General features: G+C 59.8%; 17 protein-coding genes. 8 read left to right on the top strand and 9 right to left on the bottom strand.

Features of this window, described 5'->3' with window-relative positions; translation table 11 throughout:
• Positions 1 to 67: 67 nt before the first annotated feature.
• The 8 genes from eat to V3W40_RS21855 all read left to right on the top strand — a co-directional run bounded on the left by eat (position 68) and on the right by V3W40_RS21855 (position 7,736).
• A complete protein-coding gene (gene eat, locus V3W40_RS21820) occupies positions 68 to 1,501 on the top strand; it encodes an ethanolamine permease (RefSeq protein ID WP_024077594.1) in 1,434 nt (477 codons plus the stop codon).
• A 57-nt stretch (positions 1,502 to 1,558) separates the two neighbouring features.
• Positions 1,559 to 2,953 (top strand): ethanolamine ammonia-lyase subunit EutB, encoded by a 1,395-nt coding sequence (locus V3W40_RS21825; protein WP_065924889.1) that lies wholly within the window; start codon positions 1,559 to 1,561, stop codon positions 2,951 to 2,953.
• The gene (gene eutC / locus V3W40_RS21830; protein ID WP_074847733.1) at positions 2,950 to 3,783 is read left to right on the top strand and encodes an ethanolamine ammonia-lyase subunit EutC; all 834 of its coding nucleotides are present in this window, start codon (positions 2,950 to 2,952) and stop codon (positions 3,781 to 3,783) included. Before V3W40_RS21825 ends, eutC begins: the two co-directional genes overlap by 4 nt.
• Before the next feature lie 92 nt (positions 3,784 to 3,875).
• Positions 3,876 to 4,334, top strand: coding sequence for a GNAT family N-acetyltransferase (locus tag V3W40_RS21835; RefSeq protein WP_027605216.1), 459 nt, complete (start codon positions 3,876 to 3,878; stop codon positions 4,332 to 4,334).
• A gap of 299 nt (positions 4,335 to 4,633) precedes the next feature.
• Complete coding sequence (locus V3W40_RS21840) at positions 4,634 to 5,290, top strand: DedA family protein (RefSeq protein WP_027605215.1); 657 nt, start codon at positions 4,634 to 4,636, stop codon at positions 5,288 to 5,290.
• A 6-nt stretch (positions 5,291 to 5,296) separates the two neighbouring features.
• On the top strand, positions 5,297 to 6,112 hold the full coding sequence (locus V3W40_RS21845; RefSeq protein ID WP_065924891.1) for a zinc-dependent peptidase: 816 nt from the start codon (positions 5,297 to 5,299) through the stop codon (positions 6,110 to 6,112).
• Between the two features lie 108 nt (positions 6,113 to 6,220).
• The gene (gene ppa, locus V3W40_RS21850) at positions 6,221 to 6,748 is read left to right on the top strand and encodes an inorganic diphosphatase (RefSeq protein WP_065924892.1); all 528 of its coding nucleotides are present in this window, start codon (positions 6,221 to 6,223) and stop codon (positions 6,746 to 6,748) included.
• A 214-nt stretch (positions 6,749 to 6,962) separates the two neighbouring features.
• Positions 6,963 to 7,736: a LexA family transcriptional regulator gene (locus V3W40_RS21855; RefSeq protein ID WP_027605213.1), complete on the top strand. Its 774-nt coding sequence runs from the start codon at positions 6,963 to 6,965 to the stop codon at positions 7,734 to 7,736.
• A gap of 300 nt (positions 7,737 to 8,036) precedes the next feature.
• Here the strand turns inward: V3W40_RS21855 and V3W40_RS21860 are convergent, their stop codons facing one another.
• From V3W40_RS21860 to V3W40_RS21900, 9 genes are all read right to left on the bottom strand, one after another.
• A complete protein-coding gene (locus V3W40_RS21860) occupies positions 8,037 to 8,273 on the bottom strand; it encodes a hypothetical protein (RefSeq protein ID WP_065924893.1) in 237 nt (78 codons plus the stop codon).
• Positions 8,274 to 8,610: 337 nt separating this feature from the next.
• Positions 8,611 to 9,768: a glutathionylspermidine synthase family protein gene (locus V3W40_RS21865; RefSeq protein ID WP_137211986.1), complete on the bottom strand. Its 1,158-nt coding sequence runs from the start codon at positions 9,766 to 9,768 to the stop codon at positions 8,611 to 8,613.
• Positions 9,769 to 9,779: 11 nt separating this feature from the next.
• On the bottom strand, positions 9,780 to 10,490 hold the full coding sequence (locus V3W40_RS21870) for a DUF1190 domain-containing protein (RefSeq protein ID WP_065924895.1): 711 nt from the start codon (positions 10,488 to 10,490) through the stop codon (positions 9,780 to 9,782).
• 18 nt (positions 10,491 to 10,508) lie between these two features.
• Positions 10,509 to 10,937: a DUF350 domain-containing protein gene (locus V3W40_RS21875; protein WP_027605210.1), complete on the bottom strand. Its 429-nt coding sequence runs from the start codon at positions 10,935 to 10,937 to the stop codon at positions 10,509 to 10,511.
• Between the two features lie 15 nt (positions 10,938 to 10,952).
• Positions 10,953 to 11,624, bottom strand: coding sequence for a DUF2491 family protein (locus V3W40_RS21880; protein WP_065924896.1), 672 nt, complete (start codon positions 11,622 to 11,624; stop codon positions 10,953 to 10,955).
• Positions 11,611 to 12,645 carry an ion channel gene (locus V3W40_RS21885; RefSeq protein WP_065924897.1) on the bottom strand — a complete coding sequence of 345 codons (1,035 nt, stop codon included), beginning with the start codon at positions 12,643 to 12,645 and terminating at the stop codon, positions 11,611 to 11,613. Before V3W40_RS21885 ends, V3W40_RS21880 begins: the two co-directional genes overlap by 14 nt.
• 33 nt (positions 12,646 to 12,678) lie before the next feature.
• Positions 12,679 to 13,239 (bottom strand): rhomboid family intramembrane serine protease, encoded by a 561-nt coding sequence (locus tag V3W40_RS21890; RefSeq protein WP_330215639.1) that lies wholly within the window; start codon positions 13,237 to 13,239, stop codon positions 12,679 to 12,681.
• A gap of 57 nt (positions 13,240 to 13,296) precedes the next feature.
• A complete protein-coding gene (locus tag V3W40_RS21895) occupies positions 13,297 to 13,995 on the bottom strand; it encodes a PspA/IM30 family protein (RefSeq protein WP_053138203.1) in 699 nt (232 codons plus the stop codon).
• A gap of 17 nt (positions 13,996 to 14,012) precedes the next feature.
• Positions 14,013 to 14,594, bottom strand: a complete 582-nt coding sequence (locus tag V3W40_RS21900) for a YjfI family protein (protein WP_027605205.1) — start codon at positions 14,592 to 14,594, stop codon at positions 14,013 to 14,015.
• Positions 14,595 to 14,702: the final 108 nt, after the last annotated feature.

Genomic DNA, 14,702 nt, shown 5'->3' on the forward strand with positions numbered 1-14,702 from the left:
ACTTGCCAATTGCATTCGGCACACAGAGGCCGAGTTAAAAAACAATAACAATGAAAGGTACTTTCCCATGCCTAGCGAACCGACTGGATCTTCTGTCGACTTCGAAAAAGTCGACTCCCAATACTTCCAACAACGCGAACTGAAAAAAGGCGCCGCCGGCTGGGTCCTGCTGGTTGGTCTTGGCGTTGCCTACGTCATCTCCGGCGACTACGCCGGCTGGAACTTCGGCCTGGCCCAGGGTGGCTGGGGCGGGATGTTCCTCGCCACATTGCTGATGGCCACCATGTACCTGTGCATGTGCTTTTCCCTGGCCGAACTGTCTTCCATGATCCCCACCGCCGGCGGTGGCTACGGTTTTGCCCGCAGTGCCTTCGGGCCCTGGGGCGGGTTCCTGACGGGCACCGCCATCCTGATCGAATACGCCATCGCCCCCGCCGCCATCGCGGTGTTTATCGGCGCCTATTGCGAGTCGCTGTTCGGCATCGGCGGCTGGATGATTTACCTGGCGTTCTACATCATCTTTATCGGCATCCATATCTTTGGCGTCGGCGAAGCCTTGAAGCTGATGTTCGTGATCACCGCCATCGCCGCGATTGCGCTGGGCGTGTTCCTGGTGTCGATGGTGCCGCACTTCAATGTCGCCAACCTGCTGGATATTCCGGTGACCGAGGCCAAGGGCGCCAGCACCTTCCTGCCATTCGGCTATGTCGGCGTGTGGGCGGCGATCCCCTATGCGATCTGGTTTTTCCTCGCCGTAGAGGGCGTGCCCCTGGCCGCCGAAGAAACCAAGAACCCCAAGCGCGACCTGCCCCGGGGCCTGATCGGCGCCATTGTGGTGCTGACCAGCTTTGCCCTGTTGATCCTGGTGATCGCACCGGGCGGCGCGGGCACCTACGCACTGGTCAAATCCGGTAACCCGCTGGTGGAAGCGCTGGCGCTGTCCTATGGCGGTTCGACCTGGATGGGCAGCTTCGTCAACCTGGTCGGTCTGGCAGGCTTGATCGCGAGCTTTTTCTCGATTATCTACGCCTATTCGCGGCAGATCTTTGCCTTGTCCCGTGCCGGCTACCTGCCGCGCAAACTGTCCCAGACCAACAAGAGCAAGGCCCCGGTACTGGCCCTGGTGATCCCCGGGATTATCGGCTTCGGCCTGTCGCTGACCGGCCAGGGGGATCTGTTGATTCTGGTGGCGGTGTTTGGCGCGACCATTTCCTACGTGCTGATGATGGCCGCGCACATCACCCTGCGTATCCGTCGCCCCAAAATGGACCGTCCTTATCGCACGCCGGGCGGCATCTTCACGTCCGGCGTCGCCTTGGTACTGGCCTGCGTGGCCGTCGTTGCGGGCTTTCTGGTGGATCCACGGGTGGTGATTGGCGCCGCGATCATCTATGGAGTATTAATTGCTTACTTTGCTTTCTACAGCCGGCATCACTTGGTAGCAGGCACGCCCGAAGAAGAATTCGCCGCGATCCAGGCCGCAGAGGCCGCCTTGCACTAACTGCCGTAAACCTCGACGCGGGTTCCTCTCCTGCCCGCGTCGTCAAGGAGACACTGTATGGCAAGCTTTTCCCACGCGGTCGGTGCACAGACCTACCGCTTCGACAGCCTCAAGGACGTGATGGCCAAGGCCAGTCCCGCGCGTTCCGGGGACTTTCTGGCCGGCGTCGCCGCGCAGAACGACGGTGAGCGGGTGGCGGCGCAAATGGCGCTGGCAAATATCCCGCTGAAACACTTCCTCGAAGAAGCGCTGATCCCCTATGAAAGCGATGAAGTCACGCGGCTGATCATCGACACCCACGACAAGCAGGCTTTCGCCGTGGTCAGCCACCTGACCGTCGGCGGCCTGCGCGACTGGCTGCTCAGCGACGCCGCCGATGAACAATCCCTACGCGCATTGGCGCCGGGGCTGACACCGGAAATGGCAGCGGCGGTGTCGAAGATCATGCGCGTGCAGGACCTGGTACTGGTGGCGCAGAAGATCCGTGTGGTCACCCGGTTTCGCGGCACCATGGGCCTGCGCGGACGCCTGTCGACCCGCCTGCAACCCAACCACCCGACCGACGAGCCGGCGGGTATCGCCGCGAGCATTCTCGACGGCCTGCTCTACGGCAACGGCGACGCCATGATCGGCATCAACCCGGCCACCGACAGCATCGCCTCGATCTGCGCCATGCTGGAGATGCTCGACGCAATCATCCAGCGCTACGAAATCCCCACCCAGGCCTGTGTGCTGACCCACGTCACCACTTCCATCGAAGCCATCAACCGCGGCGTGCCGCTGGACCTGGTGTTCCAGTCGATTGCCGGCACCGAGGCGGCCAATGCCAGTTTCGGCATCAGCCTGAGCGTGCTGCAGGAAGGTTACGAGGCGGGCTTGAGCCTGAACCGGGGCACCTTGGGCCAGAACCTGATGTATTTCGAAACCGGCCAGGGCAGTGCCTTGTCGGCCAACGCGCATTTTGGCGTCGACCAGCAAACCTGCGAAACCCGCGCCTATGCGGTGGCCCGGCATTTCAAGCCGTTTCTGGTCAACACCGTGGTCGGTTTTATCGGCCCCGAGTACCTGTACAACGGCAAGCAGATCATCCGCGCCGGCCTTGAAGACCACTTCTGCGGCAAGCTGCTGGGCGTGCCCATGGGCTGCGACATCTGCTACACCAACCACGCCGAAGCCGACCAGGACGACATGGACACCCTGCTGACCCTGCTGGGCGTCGCCGGGATCAACTTCATCATGGGGATCCCCGGCTCCGACGACATCATGCTCAACTACCAGACCACCTCGTTCCACGACGCCTTGTACGCTCGCCAGACATTGGGTTTAAAACCGGCGCCGGAGTTTGAACAGTGGCTGGCCAAAATGGGCATCTTTACGCAAGCCGACGGCAAGGTGCGCTTCGGCAACAGCCTGCCACCGGCGTTTCGCCACGCCCTGGCGCAATTGGGATGAAGGAGCCGCCCGTGCAACTCGACCTGCCTGAAAACCCGTGGCTGGAACTGCGCCGCCTGACCCCGGCGCGAATTGCCCTGGGCCGCACCGGCACCAGCATTCCCACCAACGCCCAACTTGATTTCCAATTTGCCCACGCCCAGGCACGGGACGCGGTGCACCTGCCCTTCGACCATGCAGGCCTGAGCAGTCAGTTGGCCGAGCGTGGGCGCGATAGCCTGTTGCTGCACAGCGCGGCAACCGACCGGCACAGCTACCTGCAACGCCCGGATTTGGGGCGGCGCTTGAGTGACGAATCGGCCCAAAGCCTGCGGGATTACGCGGCTGAGCATCCGGGCGGCATGGACCTGGCGGTCGTGGTGGCGGACGGTCTGTCGGCGCTGGCAGTACATAAACATACGTTGCCGTTTCTGACGCGCATGGAAGAGCAGACCCACGCTGAAGGGTGGTCCTTGTCGCCGGTGATCCTGGTGGAACAGGGCCGCGTGGCGGTCGCGGATGAAATCGGGCAACTGCTCGGCGCCAAGATGGTGGTGATCCTCATCGGCGAACGGCCGGGGCTCAGTTCGCCGGACAGTTTGGGGCTGTACTTCACCTACAACCCCAAGGTCGGCCTCACCGATGCCTATCGCAACTGCATCTCCAATGTGCGCTTGGAAGGCCTGAGCTATGGCATGGCGGCCCATCGCCTGCTGTACTTGATGCGAGAGGCGTGTCGCCGGCAGCTGTCGGGGGTCAACCTGAAGGACGAGGCGCAGGTTCAGACCCTTGAATCCGACGACCCGGACCTGATGAAGGGCAATTTCCTGCTCAGCCCACCCACCGACTGATCCCGGCACGATTGCGCTTTTTCGCGCCTTTAGGCAGCATCAAGTCACGGCCGCTCGTGTGGTCATACCCCATTTGGAAGTTGAGGCCTGGCATGCGGATTACTCAAGCGACCCTGGAACACCTGGACCTGTTGACCCCGTTGTTCGTCAAGTACCGCGAGTTCTACGGGGCCCTGCCCTTTCCGGATTCGTCACGGGCCTTCCTGGAAAAGCGCCTGCGCCGCAAGGAGTCGGTGATCTACCTGGCCCTAGCCGATGACGACGACAAACGCGTGCTCGGGTTTTGCCAGCTTTACCCGAGCTTTTCCTCGCTGTCGCTTAAACGCGTGTGGATCCTCAACGACATCTATGTGGCCGAAGACGCGCGCCGGCAACTGGTGGCGGATAACCTGATGCGCACGGCGAAGAAAATGGCCAAGGAAACCCACGCAGTGCGGCTGCGGGTATCGACCAGCAGTGATAACCAGGTGGCGCAGAAGACGTACGAGTCCATCGGGTTTCGTGAAGACACCGAGTTCAAGAACTACACCTTGCCGATCAGCGAAGACTGACGCCCTGACACCATGGACACCTTGTGGGAGGGGGCTACCCCGATGGCGGCTGTTCAGTCAGACTATTTATAACTGACCGAATGCTTTCGCGAGCAAACTCGCTCCCACAGTGCCTTTCTGGCGATCTGTGGACCGTCCCCCGCGACATCCCCCGCTACAAAACCAACACGCTTTTCACCTCTCAATCCGTATAATGCGGACCTTTCAGGGTTGTAAGAAACACTACATACACGTGTAGCCTTATTACCCGAGCTTCCGCACAGGCCTGCCGAGTCGGGCCGTTCACACAGGTGCCATCCATGGATTTCAACCCGCTCGACCTTATCCTGCATCTCGACGTGTACCTCGACATGCTGGTAACCAATTATGGTCCGTGGATATACGCCATTCTGTTCCTGGTCATCTTTTGCGAAACCGGCCTGGTGGTCATGCCGTTCCTACCAGGTGATTCGTTGCTGTTTATCGCCGGCGCCGTGGCAGCAGGCGGTGGCATGGACCCGGTATTGCTGGGCGGGCTGCTGATGCTGGCGGCAATCCTCGGCGACAGTACCAATTATGTGATCGGGCGAACGGCGGGAGAACGCCTGTTCAGCAACCCGAACTCGAAAATCTTCCGCCGCGACTACCTGCAAAAGACCCACGATTTCTACGACAGGCACGGCGGCAAAACCGTGACCCTCGCGCGTTTCCTGCCGATCCTGCGCACCTTTGCGCCGTTCGTTGCCGGCATCGCGAAAATGCCCTATGCACGCTTCTTCGGTTTCAGCGTGCTGGGCACCATTCTCTGGGTCGGCGGCCTGGTGACCCTGGGCTACTTCTTCGGCAACGTGCCATTTATCAAGAAAAACCTTTCGCTGCTGGTGGTGTTCATCATCCTGCTGTCGCTGGTGCCGATGATCATTGGCGTGTTCCGCAGCCGCTTTGGTCGCACGTCTTCAGAAGCCAAATCGCAGTAACCCGGCATGTGGTCCCTCAGCGCCTGGCGGCGCCGACGCCTGCTGGCCAAGCACCCGATTGCCGATGACACCTGGCAGCGGGTGCGCCATCACCTGACCTTCCTCGACGGCATCAGTGCCGAGCAGGACCAGTGGCTGCGCGAAGCCTGCGTGGTGTTCCTCGCCGAAAAACACCTCACCGCCCTGCCCGGCGTCGAGCTGCACCAGGAACAACGCCTGCTGCTCGCCGCCCAGGCGCAACTGCCGCTGATGAACCTGGGCGACCTCGACTGGTACCAGGGTTTCCATGAAATCGTGCTGTACCCCGACGACTTCCTCAGCCCCCAGCGCCATCGCGACAGCAGCGGCATCGAACACGAGTGGGACGGCGAACACAGCGGCGAAGCCTGGCAGCAAGGCCCGGTGATTCTTGCCTGGCCCGGCGTACTGGCCAGCGGTCAGTGGGAAGGCTACAATCTGGTGATCCACGAACTGGCCCACAAACTCGACATGCTCAACGGCGACGCCAATGGCCTGCCGCCACTGCACCACGACATGCGCGTGCAGGAGTGGGCCAGCGTGATGCAGGGTGCTTATGACGACCTCAATCGCCAGCTGGACGCCAACCCCGACGCCGAGACGGAGATAGACCCGTACGCGGCGGAAAACCCGGCGGAGTTCTTTGCGGTCACCAGCGAATATTTTTTCAGCGCCCCGGATTTACTCGTCAATAGTTATCCACAGGTGTACGCCCAACTCAGCCGCTTTTACCGCCAGGATCCCTTGGCCCGCCTGACCCAACTGCAAGCGCACGACCCGCGTTATCAGCCACAAGGCGAATGACCGTACGACGTCTGGCGCATGGCATCGCCGTCAGAATATGCCTATAATCGCCGCCACTTTTAGGCCAATCCGGCCATGTCATATGGCCAACTACGGGGGCAACGCCCAATGAGCTACAGCAAGATTCCGGCTGGCAAAGACCTGCCGAACGACATCTACGTCGCCATCGAGATTCCGGCCAACCACGCGCCGATCAAATACGAAATCGACAAAGACAGCGACTGCCTGTTCGTTGACCGTTTCATGGCCACCCCGATGTTCTACCCGGCCAACTACGGTTTTATCCCGAACACCCTGGCCGACGACGGTGACCCCCTCGACGTGCTGGTCGTAACCCCTTACCCGGTTACCCCAGGCTCTGTCATCCGCGCTCGCCCGGTCGGCATCCTGCACATGACCGACGACGGCGGTGGCGATGCCAAAGTGATCGCCGTGCCACACGACAAGCTGTCCCAGCTGTACGTGGACGTGAAGGAATACACCGACCTGCCGCCACTGCTGCTGGAACAGATCAAGCACTTCTTCGAGAACTACAAAGACCTCGAAAAAGGCAAATGGGTGAAGATCGACGGTTGGGGCAACGCAGACGCCGCCCGCGCCGAAATCATGAAGTCGGTCGCTGCCTACAAAGGCTGATACTGGCTACTCATTGCCTCGGCAATTGAAAAAGCCCCGATTACTTGGGGCTTTTTTTGTGGGAAAAATTAAACGACAAGTTCAACATCTTATAAACTTAGTTTAATCATCTGTGAATTCCGAAGTAATAAGCCACAACTAAGCAAAAACCTACAGGCCTAACTCAACGCATGGTTTATTTGATGTGTTTTCTCGGCCAGTAAACTCTGCGTTTATGAATACATCAGGTGATCGCTTAAAAGCGCTATTACGGGAAGTTCATCTTTCCGCCTCCGACTTCGCCAAGAACCGTGGTGTCACGCCTCAACACGTGAACAACTGGTTCAAACGCGGTGTACCCATGGGCCGACTCAACGAGATCGCAGAACTGCTGTGCATCTCCAGCCGTTGGCTACGCACCGGCGAAGGCCCCAAACACCCACCGGCCAACTTCCTGCTGGAAGGCCCCGGCACCAGGAAAGGACTCCCCGCCCGCGAAGAAACTGGCAAATACCTCACAGGCCCCGCCTGCCGCCCGGAAAAAATCGACGTGGAAATCCCCCTCCACCCCACCTTCACCTCAACCGAACGCATCCGCGTCTCCCTGCACACCCTCGAAACCCTCAACGTCAACCCCGACCGCGCGCTGGGCGCCTACATGGTCGACAACAGCATGATCGACATCATCCAACAAGGCGCCACCCTCGCCATCGACAAAGGCCGCACCCAAATCATCGACGGCGAAATCTACGCGGTCGAACACGACGGAATGCTCCGCATCAAATACCTCTACAACCGCCCTGGAGGTGGCTTGCGCATGCGCAGCCACAATGCCGGTGAACATCCGGACGAATACCTGACCCACGAGCAACGGTTTGAGCAGAACTTCCAGATTGTGGGGTGGGTGTTCTGGTGGTCCACGTTGAATAACCGTAGGCCGCCGGTGCCGCTGGATGAGCATTTATTGGGCTGGGAAGGCTCTAAATCGGATCCGGAGGTGGGCAACTGAAGTGAATGTGGGTATCATGCGCCGCACATTTGGCAGGGGGTTGCGTTGCGCTATCCACCCTGTTCGGCGATGCGGAGGATTTCCCGCAGATGCCCCTACTATTCAGCCCGACGCAATGTGGGCTGAGCGATTTGAAGACTGCTGAGGTTTGTCAAAAACAAGCTGAGGCAGTCAGCGAGAAGCCGGCCACAAGCCGGCTTTTTAATGCCTGATAAGTATCGCGACTCAATTGTCCAAAAGCTGTTGGACAATTGAGTAATCAAAAGCGGGCTGTCATATCCTGCCCTTCTCTCAGTCGCCTTATGCGGGCCGCATGCACTCCACAGCCCGATCCGCCACCATCTTCGCCATCTCCACCAGATGCATCACCGCCCTCTGCGGTGCAGCCACCGGCTCCCCAAGAACTTGCGAAGTCGCCACCGCACACTGCAGCAACTCAGCCACACGCACCCAGGCATCCTCAAAGCTCAACTCTTCATTTACGACAAATGGATTGGTTGCACGCGAAGACTGTGAATCCGAAATAACGTTATCCATAGCAAAAACCTCTAGCAGTAAGTGATTACCACCGTCCTTTCGCGACTAAACAATCAGAGGTGGCGGCTGTACGCAGGTTAGTCGACCGGCCGCTAGGCACCGGCGCACCCGAGGGTGCCCTGCGCACAGCCACCATAAAGTGCAGATGAGAAGACACCTGTCTTTGAGATGGCGCGTGCGCCTAGCGAGGTAAGGGCGACTAAACCCGATCACTGAATAGGCAGTGACGATCCGCAGCCTAGTCATCCATTCCCGCTGGCGCAATGCAGTTGGAATTCTCTCGGAAACGTCCTGCAAATGAAAGGGACCAGCCCTGCTGGCCCTTTAAGCTCCCGCCTCAATCCAATATCAAATGCGGCAAAAACCGGCTCGAATCCTTGGTAATCAAACTATTATCCTCCCGCACCCCAATCCCCGCCGCCTGGTCCCCAATCACCCAAGACCCAATCAACGTGTAGCTGTCCCCAAACCGCGGCAACGGCGCAAACTCCTGGAGAATAAACGGCGCATCCGTATAGGGCCCGTCCTCCTTAACAATCAGCCCATCGGCCGTTTGCAGCTCGATATTCGCCCCTTCCCGCGAGAAGAATGGCTTGCGCACCCAGCCCTTCGGCACAGCTTTACCCGATTCGGTATCCAGGTGGGCCGCGAGCAGATTCGGGTGGCCTTTGTTGAATTCCCACAGCAGCGGCAGGATGCCTTTGTTGGAAATGATGGATTTCCACGCAGGCTCGAAAAACTGGGTGTCGCTCTCGGCAATCGCGGCGCCGAAGGGTTCGTGGAAGATGAATTCCCAGGCGTGCAGTTTGAACAGGTGGGGAATCCAGCGGTCCTGGAGGTCGACGAAGCGGCCTTCGCTGGTCAGGCCGATGTCTTCGATGTCGATGTGGCGTGATTCGATGCCGACTTTTTCCGCGACGAGGCGCAGGTAGTCGGTGGTGCCTTTGTCTTCGACCGAGTCTTTCATCGAGGCGAAGTAGAACGGCTGGTTGATCTGCAGTTGGGCGAAGGCCTGGTGCAGTTTGGTGTCGATGCTGTTGAACTGGTCGGCATGCTTGGGCAGCAGGCCGCGTTCGATGCATTGCTCGAGCCAGCCCCATTGGAACGCCGCGGCCTCGTAGAGGCTGGTCGGTGTGTCGTAGTTGAGTTCCAGCAGCTTGGCGGGGCCGGTGCCGTTGTAGGAGAAGTCCATGCGCCCGTACAGGTGCGGGTGGCCTTCGAGCCATGAGGTTTTGATCATGTCGAAGAAGGGCGCGGGGATGCTCAGGCGTTCGAGCAGTTCTTCGCTCTGGACCACGCGGGCGACGAGGTCCATGCACATGTCATGGATCTCGGTGGTCGGGTCTTCGAGGTCGTGCTCGATTTGCTTGAGCGTGAACTGGTAATACGCGCGCTCGTCCCAGTAGGGTTCGTTGTCGATGGTATGGAACAGAAAGCCGAGGTTTTCAGCCGTCTGTTTCCAGTCATGACGCTCTGCGCAATGGATTTTCTTCATGGCCCGGTTCCTTAACTGCTCGACCCGCCACCGCCCCAGCCGCTGCGTGCGCTGGCCTTGCTGCCGAAGCCGCCACGGGAGGTGGCCGACGCCACGGAGCTCGACTGGCTGGAGGTGCGCAGCGTGTTGGTGTAATTGCTGCTGCCGTACCGGGCTTGATTCGAGCGGCCAAACGTCGCGCCATTGGAGACGCGCTGGTTGAGCGTCGAGTTGCCGTACTCACCGCGATCATCGCGATAGCGGTACACCGGCTCAGAGCGGTAGCTGTTGCGATTGCTGCTCAGCATGTTGCCGATCAGCAGACCGGTCAGCAGGCTGCTAGTGGAGAAGCCGGAGCCGCCGCTTGCCTGAGCGTTGCCCGCCTGGGCGTTGGCCGCGTCTACCTGGGATTGTGTCACCTGGCCTTCGGCGGTCAGTTCGAAACCGCCCAGCTTGGGAATGAACTGGCCATTGGAGTCCAGCTGGCACCAGCCGGCGACAAAGTCGGCATCGCAATCGGCCTGGCTGGCGTATACCGGGGCGATGCGGCGATGCTCGGCCAGGGCCGTCATGTAGGCGTCCGAACAGACGTCCACCGGCAGTTTTTCATCGGCGCATTGCTGCACCGACTGGAAGTTGTACTTCTTCTGCAAATCGTAGGTTTTTTCCGTCGGCCCACAACCGGATATCGCCATGGCGACCGACGCTGCCAGCGAAAGCTGGACGTACTTGCTTCGTTTCATCGGGAGCTCCGTGCGCAATCAGTTCTGGGTAGGTGTCATGCAGGCGGCATTCAACATGCCGACGCTGATGGCCACCGCCGCCACATAGATGCCCGCTGCGAGCTCGCCTCTCTTGATGCGCTCGGAAGTGCCCTTGAGCACGAGACTGGTGAGCAGAAACGCCAACAGTTGGACGACGGCTGCGATCACCGCCCAGACGACGAAGTCGAGGATGCTGATCGAATAGGCAATCACGTTGCTGGCCGGAATGGCGAAACCGACGATGGCACCGCCCAGGGCGACCGCTGCGGAAACGTTGCCCGCCCGGATCAGCTCGAATTCCTTGTGCGGGGTGACGCGGGTGTAGATGAACTGGAACAGCGCAAACAGCACGGCAGCCCCCAGGATGTAGGTGACAAACCCGAGCACGGCGGCTTTGTTCAGGGAGATGGAGAGAGCTTCTAGCATGGATTTCTTCCTTTTTTAGAGCGCATTCAGGTCGGTTGTGTACAGTGAAATGCCCAGGGAGGTGCTCAGGCTGACAGTGCCTTCAGCGTCTTCTTCGACAGAGAACAACAGAAACTCCCGTCGATCGGTCAGGCCGGTGTCACGGGCATATAGCATCGAGCGGTGTTCGACGCTGTAGGAGTCCTCGGGGTTTATCACCTGCTCGCTCATGGCCACCAATTCTGTCTGGCCAGCCTCGCTGCCCCACACGCGCGCGTATTCGACGCCATTATGGGTGTAGGTCGGCAACCCGATCGGACTCTGCGGCCCCGCCAGCCGGCGCAATTCAGCTTCGCTGCTGATAGTGACGTAGCTCAGGTAGTTGAACAGGATCACAGACTCGACCTGCCCGGCGATGTCGCCCGTGGTGTGCACCTGCAGCCAGTAATCTTCGTCGTTCATGTAGTAGCGCGACAGCCAGGTCGACTGCCCGAGGTCAACGGTGCCGTTACTCCAGATTTCCTGGGAGCCGGGGATAACCACCGTGGTCTTCCCTTCGAGCAACAACTTCAGGGTCGTGTCGAATATCACGCCTTTGCCCGGCGCCAGGCCAAGCGGCCCGGTGGTCGGCAGCGGTTCGGCGGCGCCTTTCGAGTGTGTATTCGCTTGCGGGGCCTCAAGCCCCATCAACTGTTTAAACCATCCCATTGGAGATTTCCTTGAGGCGGGTGGAGGCAATGTAGAAGAGCTCGCCGCCTTCAACGCGCGTGGCACTGGGCGGGTTGATCGACGGTTGCGGGGCACCTTTGGCGCGATAGCCGATGAGGGTGGCGTTGTGGCGTTCTTTCATCTGGGTGTACAGATCGCCGAACGTGGCTTCAAACGCCTCGGGCAATCTCATCAAGTATTGGGTGGCCCCCTGCCCCACGCACAGTAGCTCATTAATGACCACCGACGAGCCCGGGTCCTGAGAGGCGCGCACCAGCATTTCGATAGCCATGCTTGAGGTGCATTCCAGGCTGGGGGCGTAGGAACTGGCCAGTGCGGCGATCTCACTTGCATTGAAGTGGGCGACCACATGCCCGACCGGATTCAATTGATTCACCGCCAGCACGGTGGCCAGCGTCAGATCGTCAGACGGGGTTCGCACCAGCACACGCTCGGCACCGGGCACACCGGCACGCAGCAACAGCGCTGTGGAGGACAAGCTCTCCCCCCGGATAAAGGCCGCCTTGCCCGGCATCGGGTTTTCTTCGAGGGTGCAATCGCAGATGACGATCAGGTTGTCGTTCGAGGTTTCGTCTTGCAGCAACAACTCGATGACCCGTTCACTGGACGCGCCCTCCCAGCCAATGAGCACGGTATGGCCGATTTTGCCGGTGAAATCGCCTTTGCCCTTCATGCCTTTTCTCCATGCATCGATGACAGTGCTGGTGGTTTTGCCGATGGCTGCCGTCAGCAGCGCAATGCCTCCGAGCATGACCCAGGTCGCCACGAACAAGCGTCCCAAAGAGGTCTGCGGCGATAGATCGCCATAGCCGACGGTCAGCGTGGTGGTGAGATAGAAGTAAACGAACGTGGCGGGCGCGGTGAGGTGTTGTTCGCCCAGAACCACCAGGCCCAGATAAGCCGTGCTCAGGTGTACCCCCAAGGCGATGACCAGGCCTGCCCAGCCGAAGCGGTGAAAGAGGGAAGCGGCGTACCTGCGCAACAAAAGAAAAATCGGCATTGCGTCCCTGACTCCCTGGGTGCTCAAGTGCGTTCAGCCGGCATTAAACCTGCTGCGTGGTTGAGAGAGAAGTACCTTGGCGGCAATAAATCCGGCGAAGGCACCAAACAGATGCCCTTCGAAGGAAACGCCTTGGCGAGGCAGGAAGCCAAGGACCAGTCCGCCATACAGTACCGCCACCACACCGGCAGTGATCAGGTTGCTCCAGCTCCTGCGGAACCAGGCGCGAGACAACAGGTAGGCCCACAACCCGAACACCCAGCCGCTGGCCCCCACGTGCACACCCGCAAAACCGAACAGCCAGACCAGCGAACCGCCCAGCAGGATGATGATCGCGCTGACGGTCACAAACCGATTGAGCCCTTCGATAATCACCAGGGTGCCCAGGATCAAAAAGGCAACCAGGTTCGCGCTCAGGTGGGCGAACGAGCCGTGCAAAAACGGTGAGGTGAGGATGCCCGGCAGCCCCTGCAGCGTTCTCGGGATCAGGCCGAACGTCATCAGGCTGTAACCGGTCGCTACATTGAGCAGTTGCAGCGCGACCATGAACAGCGCCAGGCCTGCGATTGTCTTGAAACCCTTCAGGGCGCCCATCCTGACCTCGACGTAAAAAAAGAAGGGCAGACACTGCCCTTCCTGCGGCGACGTTGCTTACTCGGCCGATTTTTGCTTCAAACGCTCCAGAATCGCATTGGCGCTGCCTTCGTTCGGCGTGATGCCGGCGTCGCGCAGCTTGCGCTCCAGGTCGGTCCCGGTCGATGCATCTGCCAGTTCATCCTGGGCTTGCAGTTCAGCGGCGCGTTGCTGCTGCTTGGCCTGCAAGCGATTCAGCGTACCGACGGCGGTTTCCAGCTTGCCGTTGGCACCGCCGCTGGCGATGGAGGCGCTGACCTGGGCCTTCTGTACGCTGTCGCGCGCCTTGGCCATGTCCACTTGCTGGCGCAGGCTTTTGATCCGGCTTTCGGCCTTGGTGATGTCCTTGCGCATGCCTTCCGCATAGCCACCGAACTCGGTGGCTTGCTTATGCTCGACATCCCGCTCGTTGGTCAGGCTCGAAATGGCTTCGGCCACTTCCAGGGCGAGGTCTTCACGATTGGCCTGCAGGGCAGCCACCGCCTTGGACTCCAGGTCCTTGATCTTGGCGTCGTACTCATTGACGCGATCAGTCGCCAATTTGTGCTTGGCCATGATGCTCACCAGCTCACGCTTGGCGTTGGCCAGCGCGGTGTCGGCATCGCGGATTTCCTGATCGAGGATGCGCAGGGCCTGTTGATCGACGATCGATTCGCCGACTTCGTTGGCACCGCCACGCAGCGCGGTGAACAATTTGCTCCAGATGGACTGAGTCATTGGATACTCCCGAATACTTAATTGAAGAAACGTTCGAAGGCTTCGCTGGCGCGCTGCACGTTGTCGACCAGGGTTTTCACCTCGGTGACGATATTGGTCAGGCTGGAGTCGGAGCTCAATGCACCGAACATGTTGTAGACCACTTGCCCGTTAGGCATGGACTCGATGCCGATGGAGGACAGCGGGAACATTTCCCGGCTGCGCAACACCGCGTCATTGAATTTAGCGACATCGTTGATGGACTCGACATCGACCAGCACGGTGTCAACGATGATCTGCTCGCCCACCACCGCGATGTAAATCGGCAGGCCACCGAAGTCGTTCATTTCCAGCTTGATGCTGGACTCGGAGCCTTGAACCAGAGAAAGCGTAATGTCCTTGGACACCACGTCGTCCAGGGCCTGAAGAGCGGTGAAGAGGCGATCGATATTCCAGTTGGTACCTGCGCTCATGAAATTCTCCGACATGAATGAGCCAGCCAGAATCGGCTGGCGAAGCTGTTTCTCCATCTGCTTGAGCAGGCTTCGGTTTTCGGGAAGCACCCAAGTCTCGTGTTTCACGTAGCCGGCGGCCGCCAGGCCTGCACGCATCTGCTTCATGTAAAAGCTCGATGGCTTTTTGGCGGACGGCTTCAAGCGCTCTCCCTTGAGGCTTGCTGAATCGGTATCGGGCCCTTTAGGCGGACTCGATGGAGAGCTGCTTTCCAT

Source organism: Pseudomonas sp. AM8 (genome assembly GCF_036346475.1).
Taxonomy (GTDB): domain Bacteria; phylum Pseudomonadota; class Gammaproteobacteria; order Pseudomonadales; family Pseudomonadaceae; genus Aquipseudomonas; species Aquipseudomonas marginalis.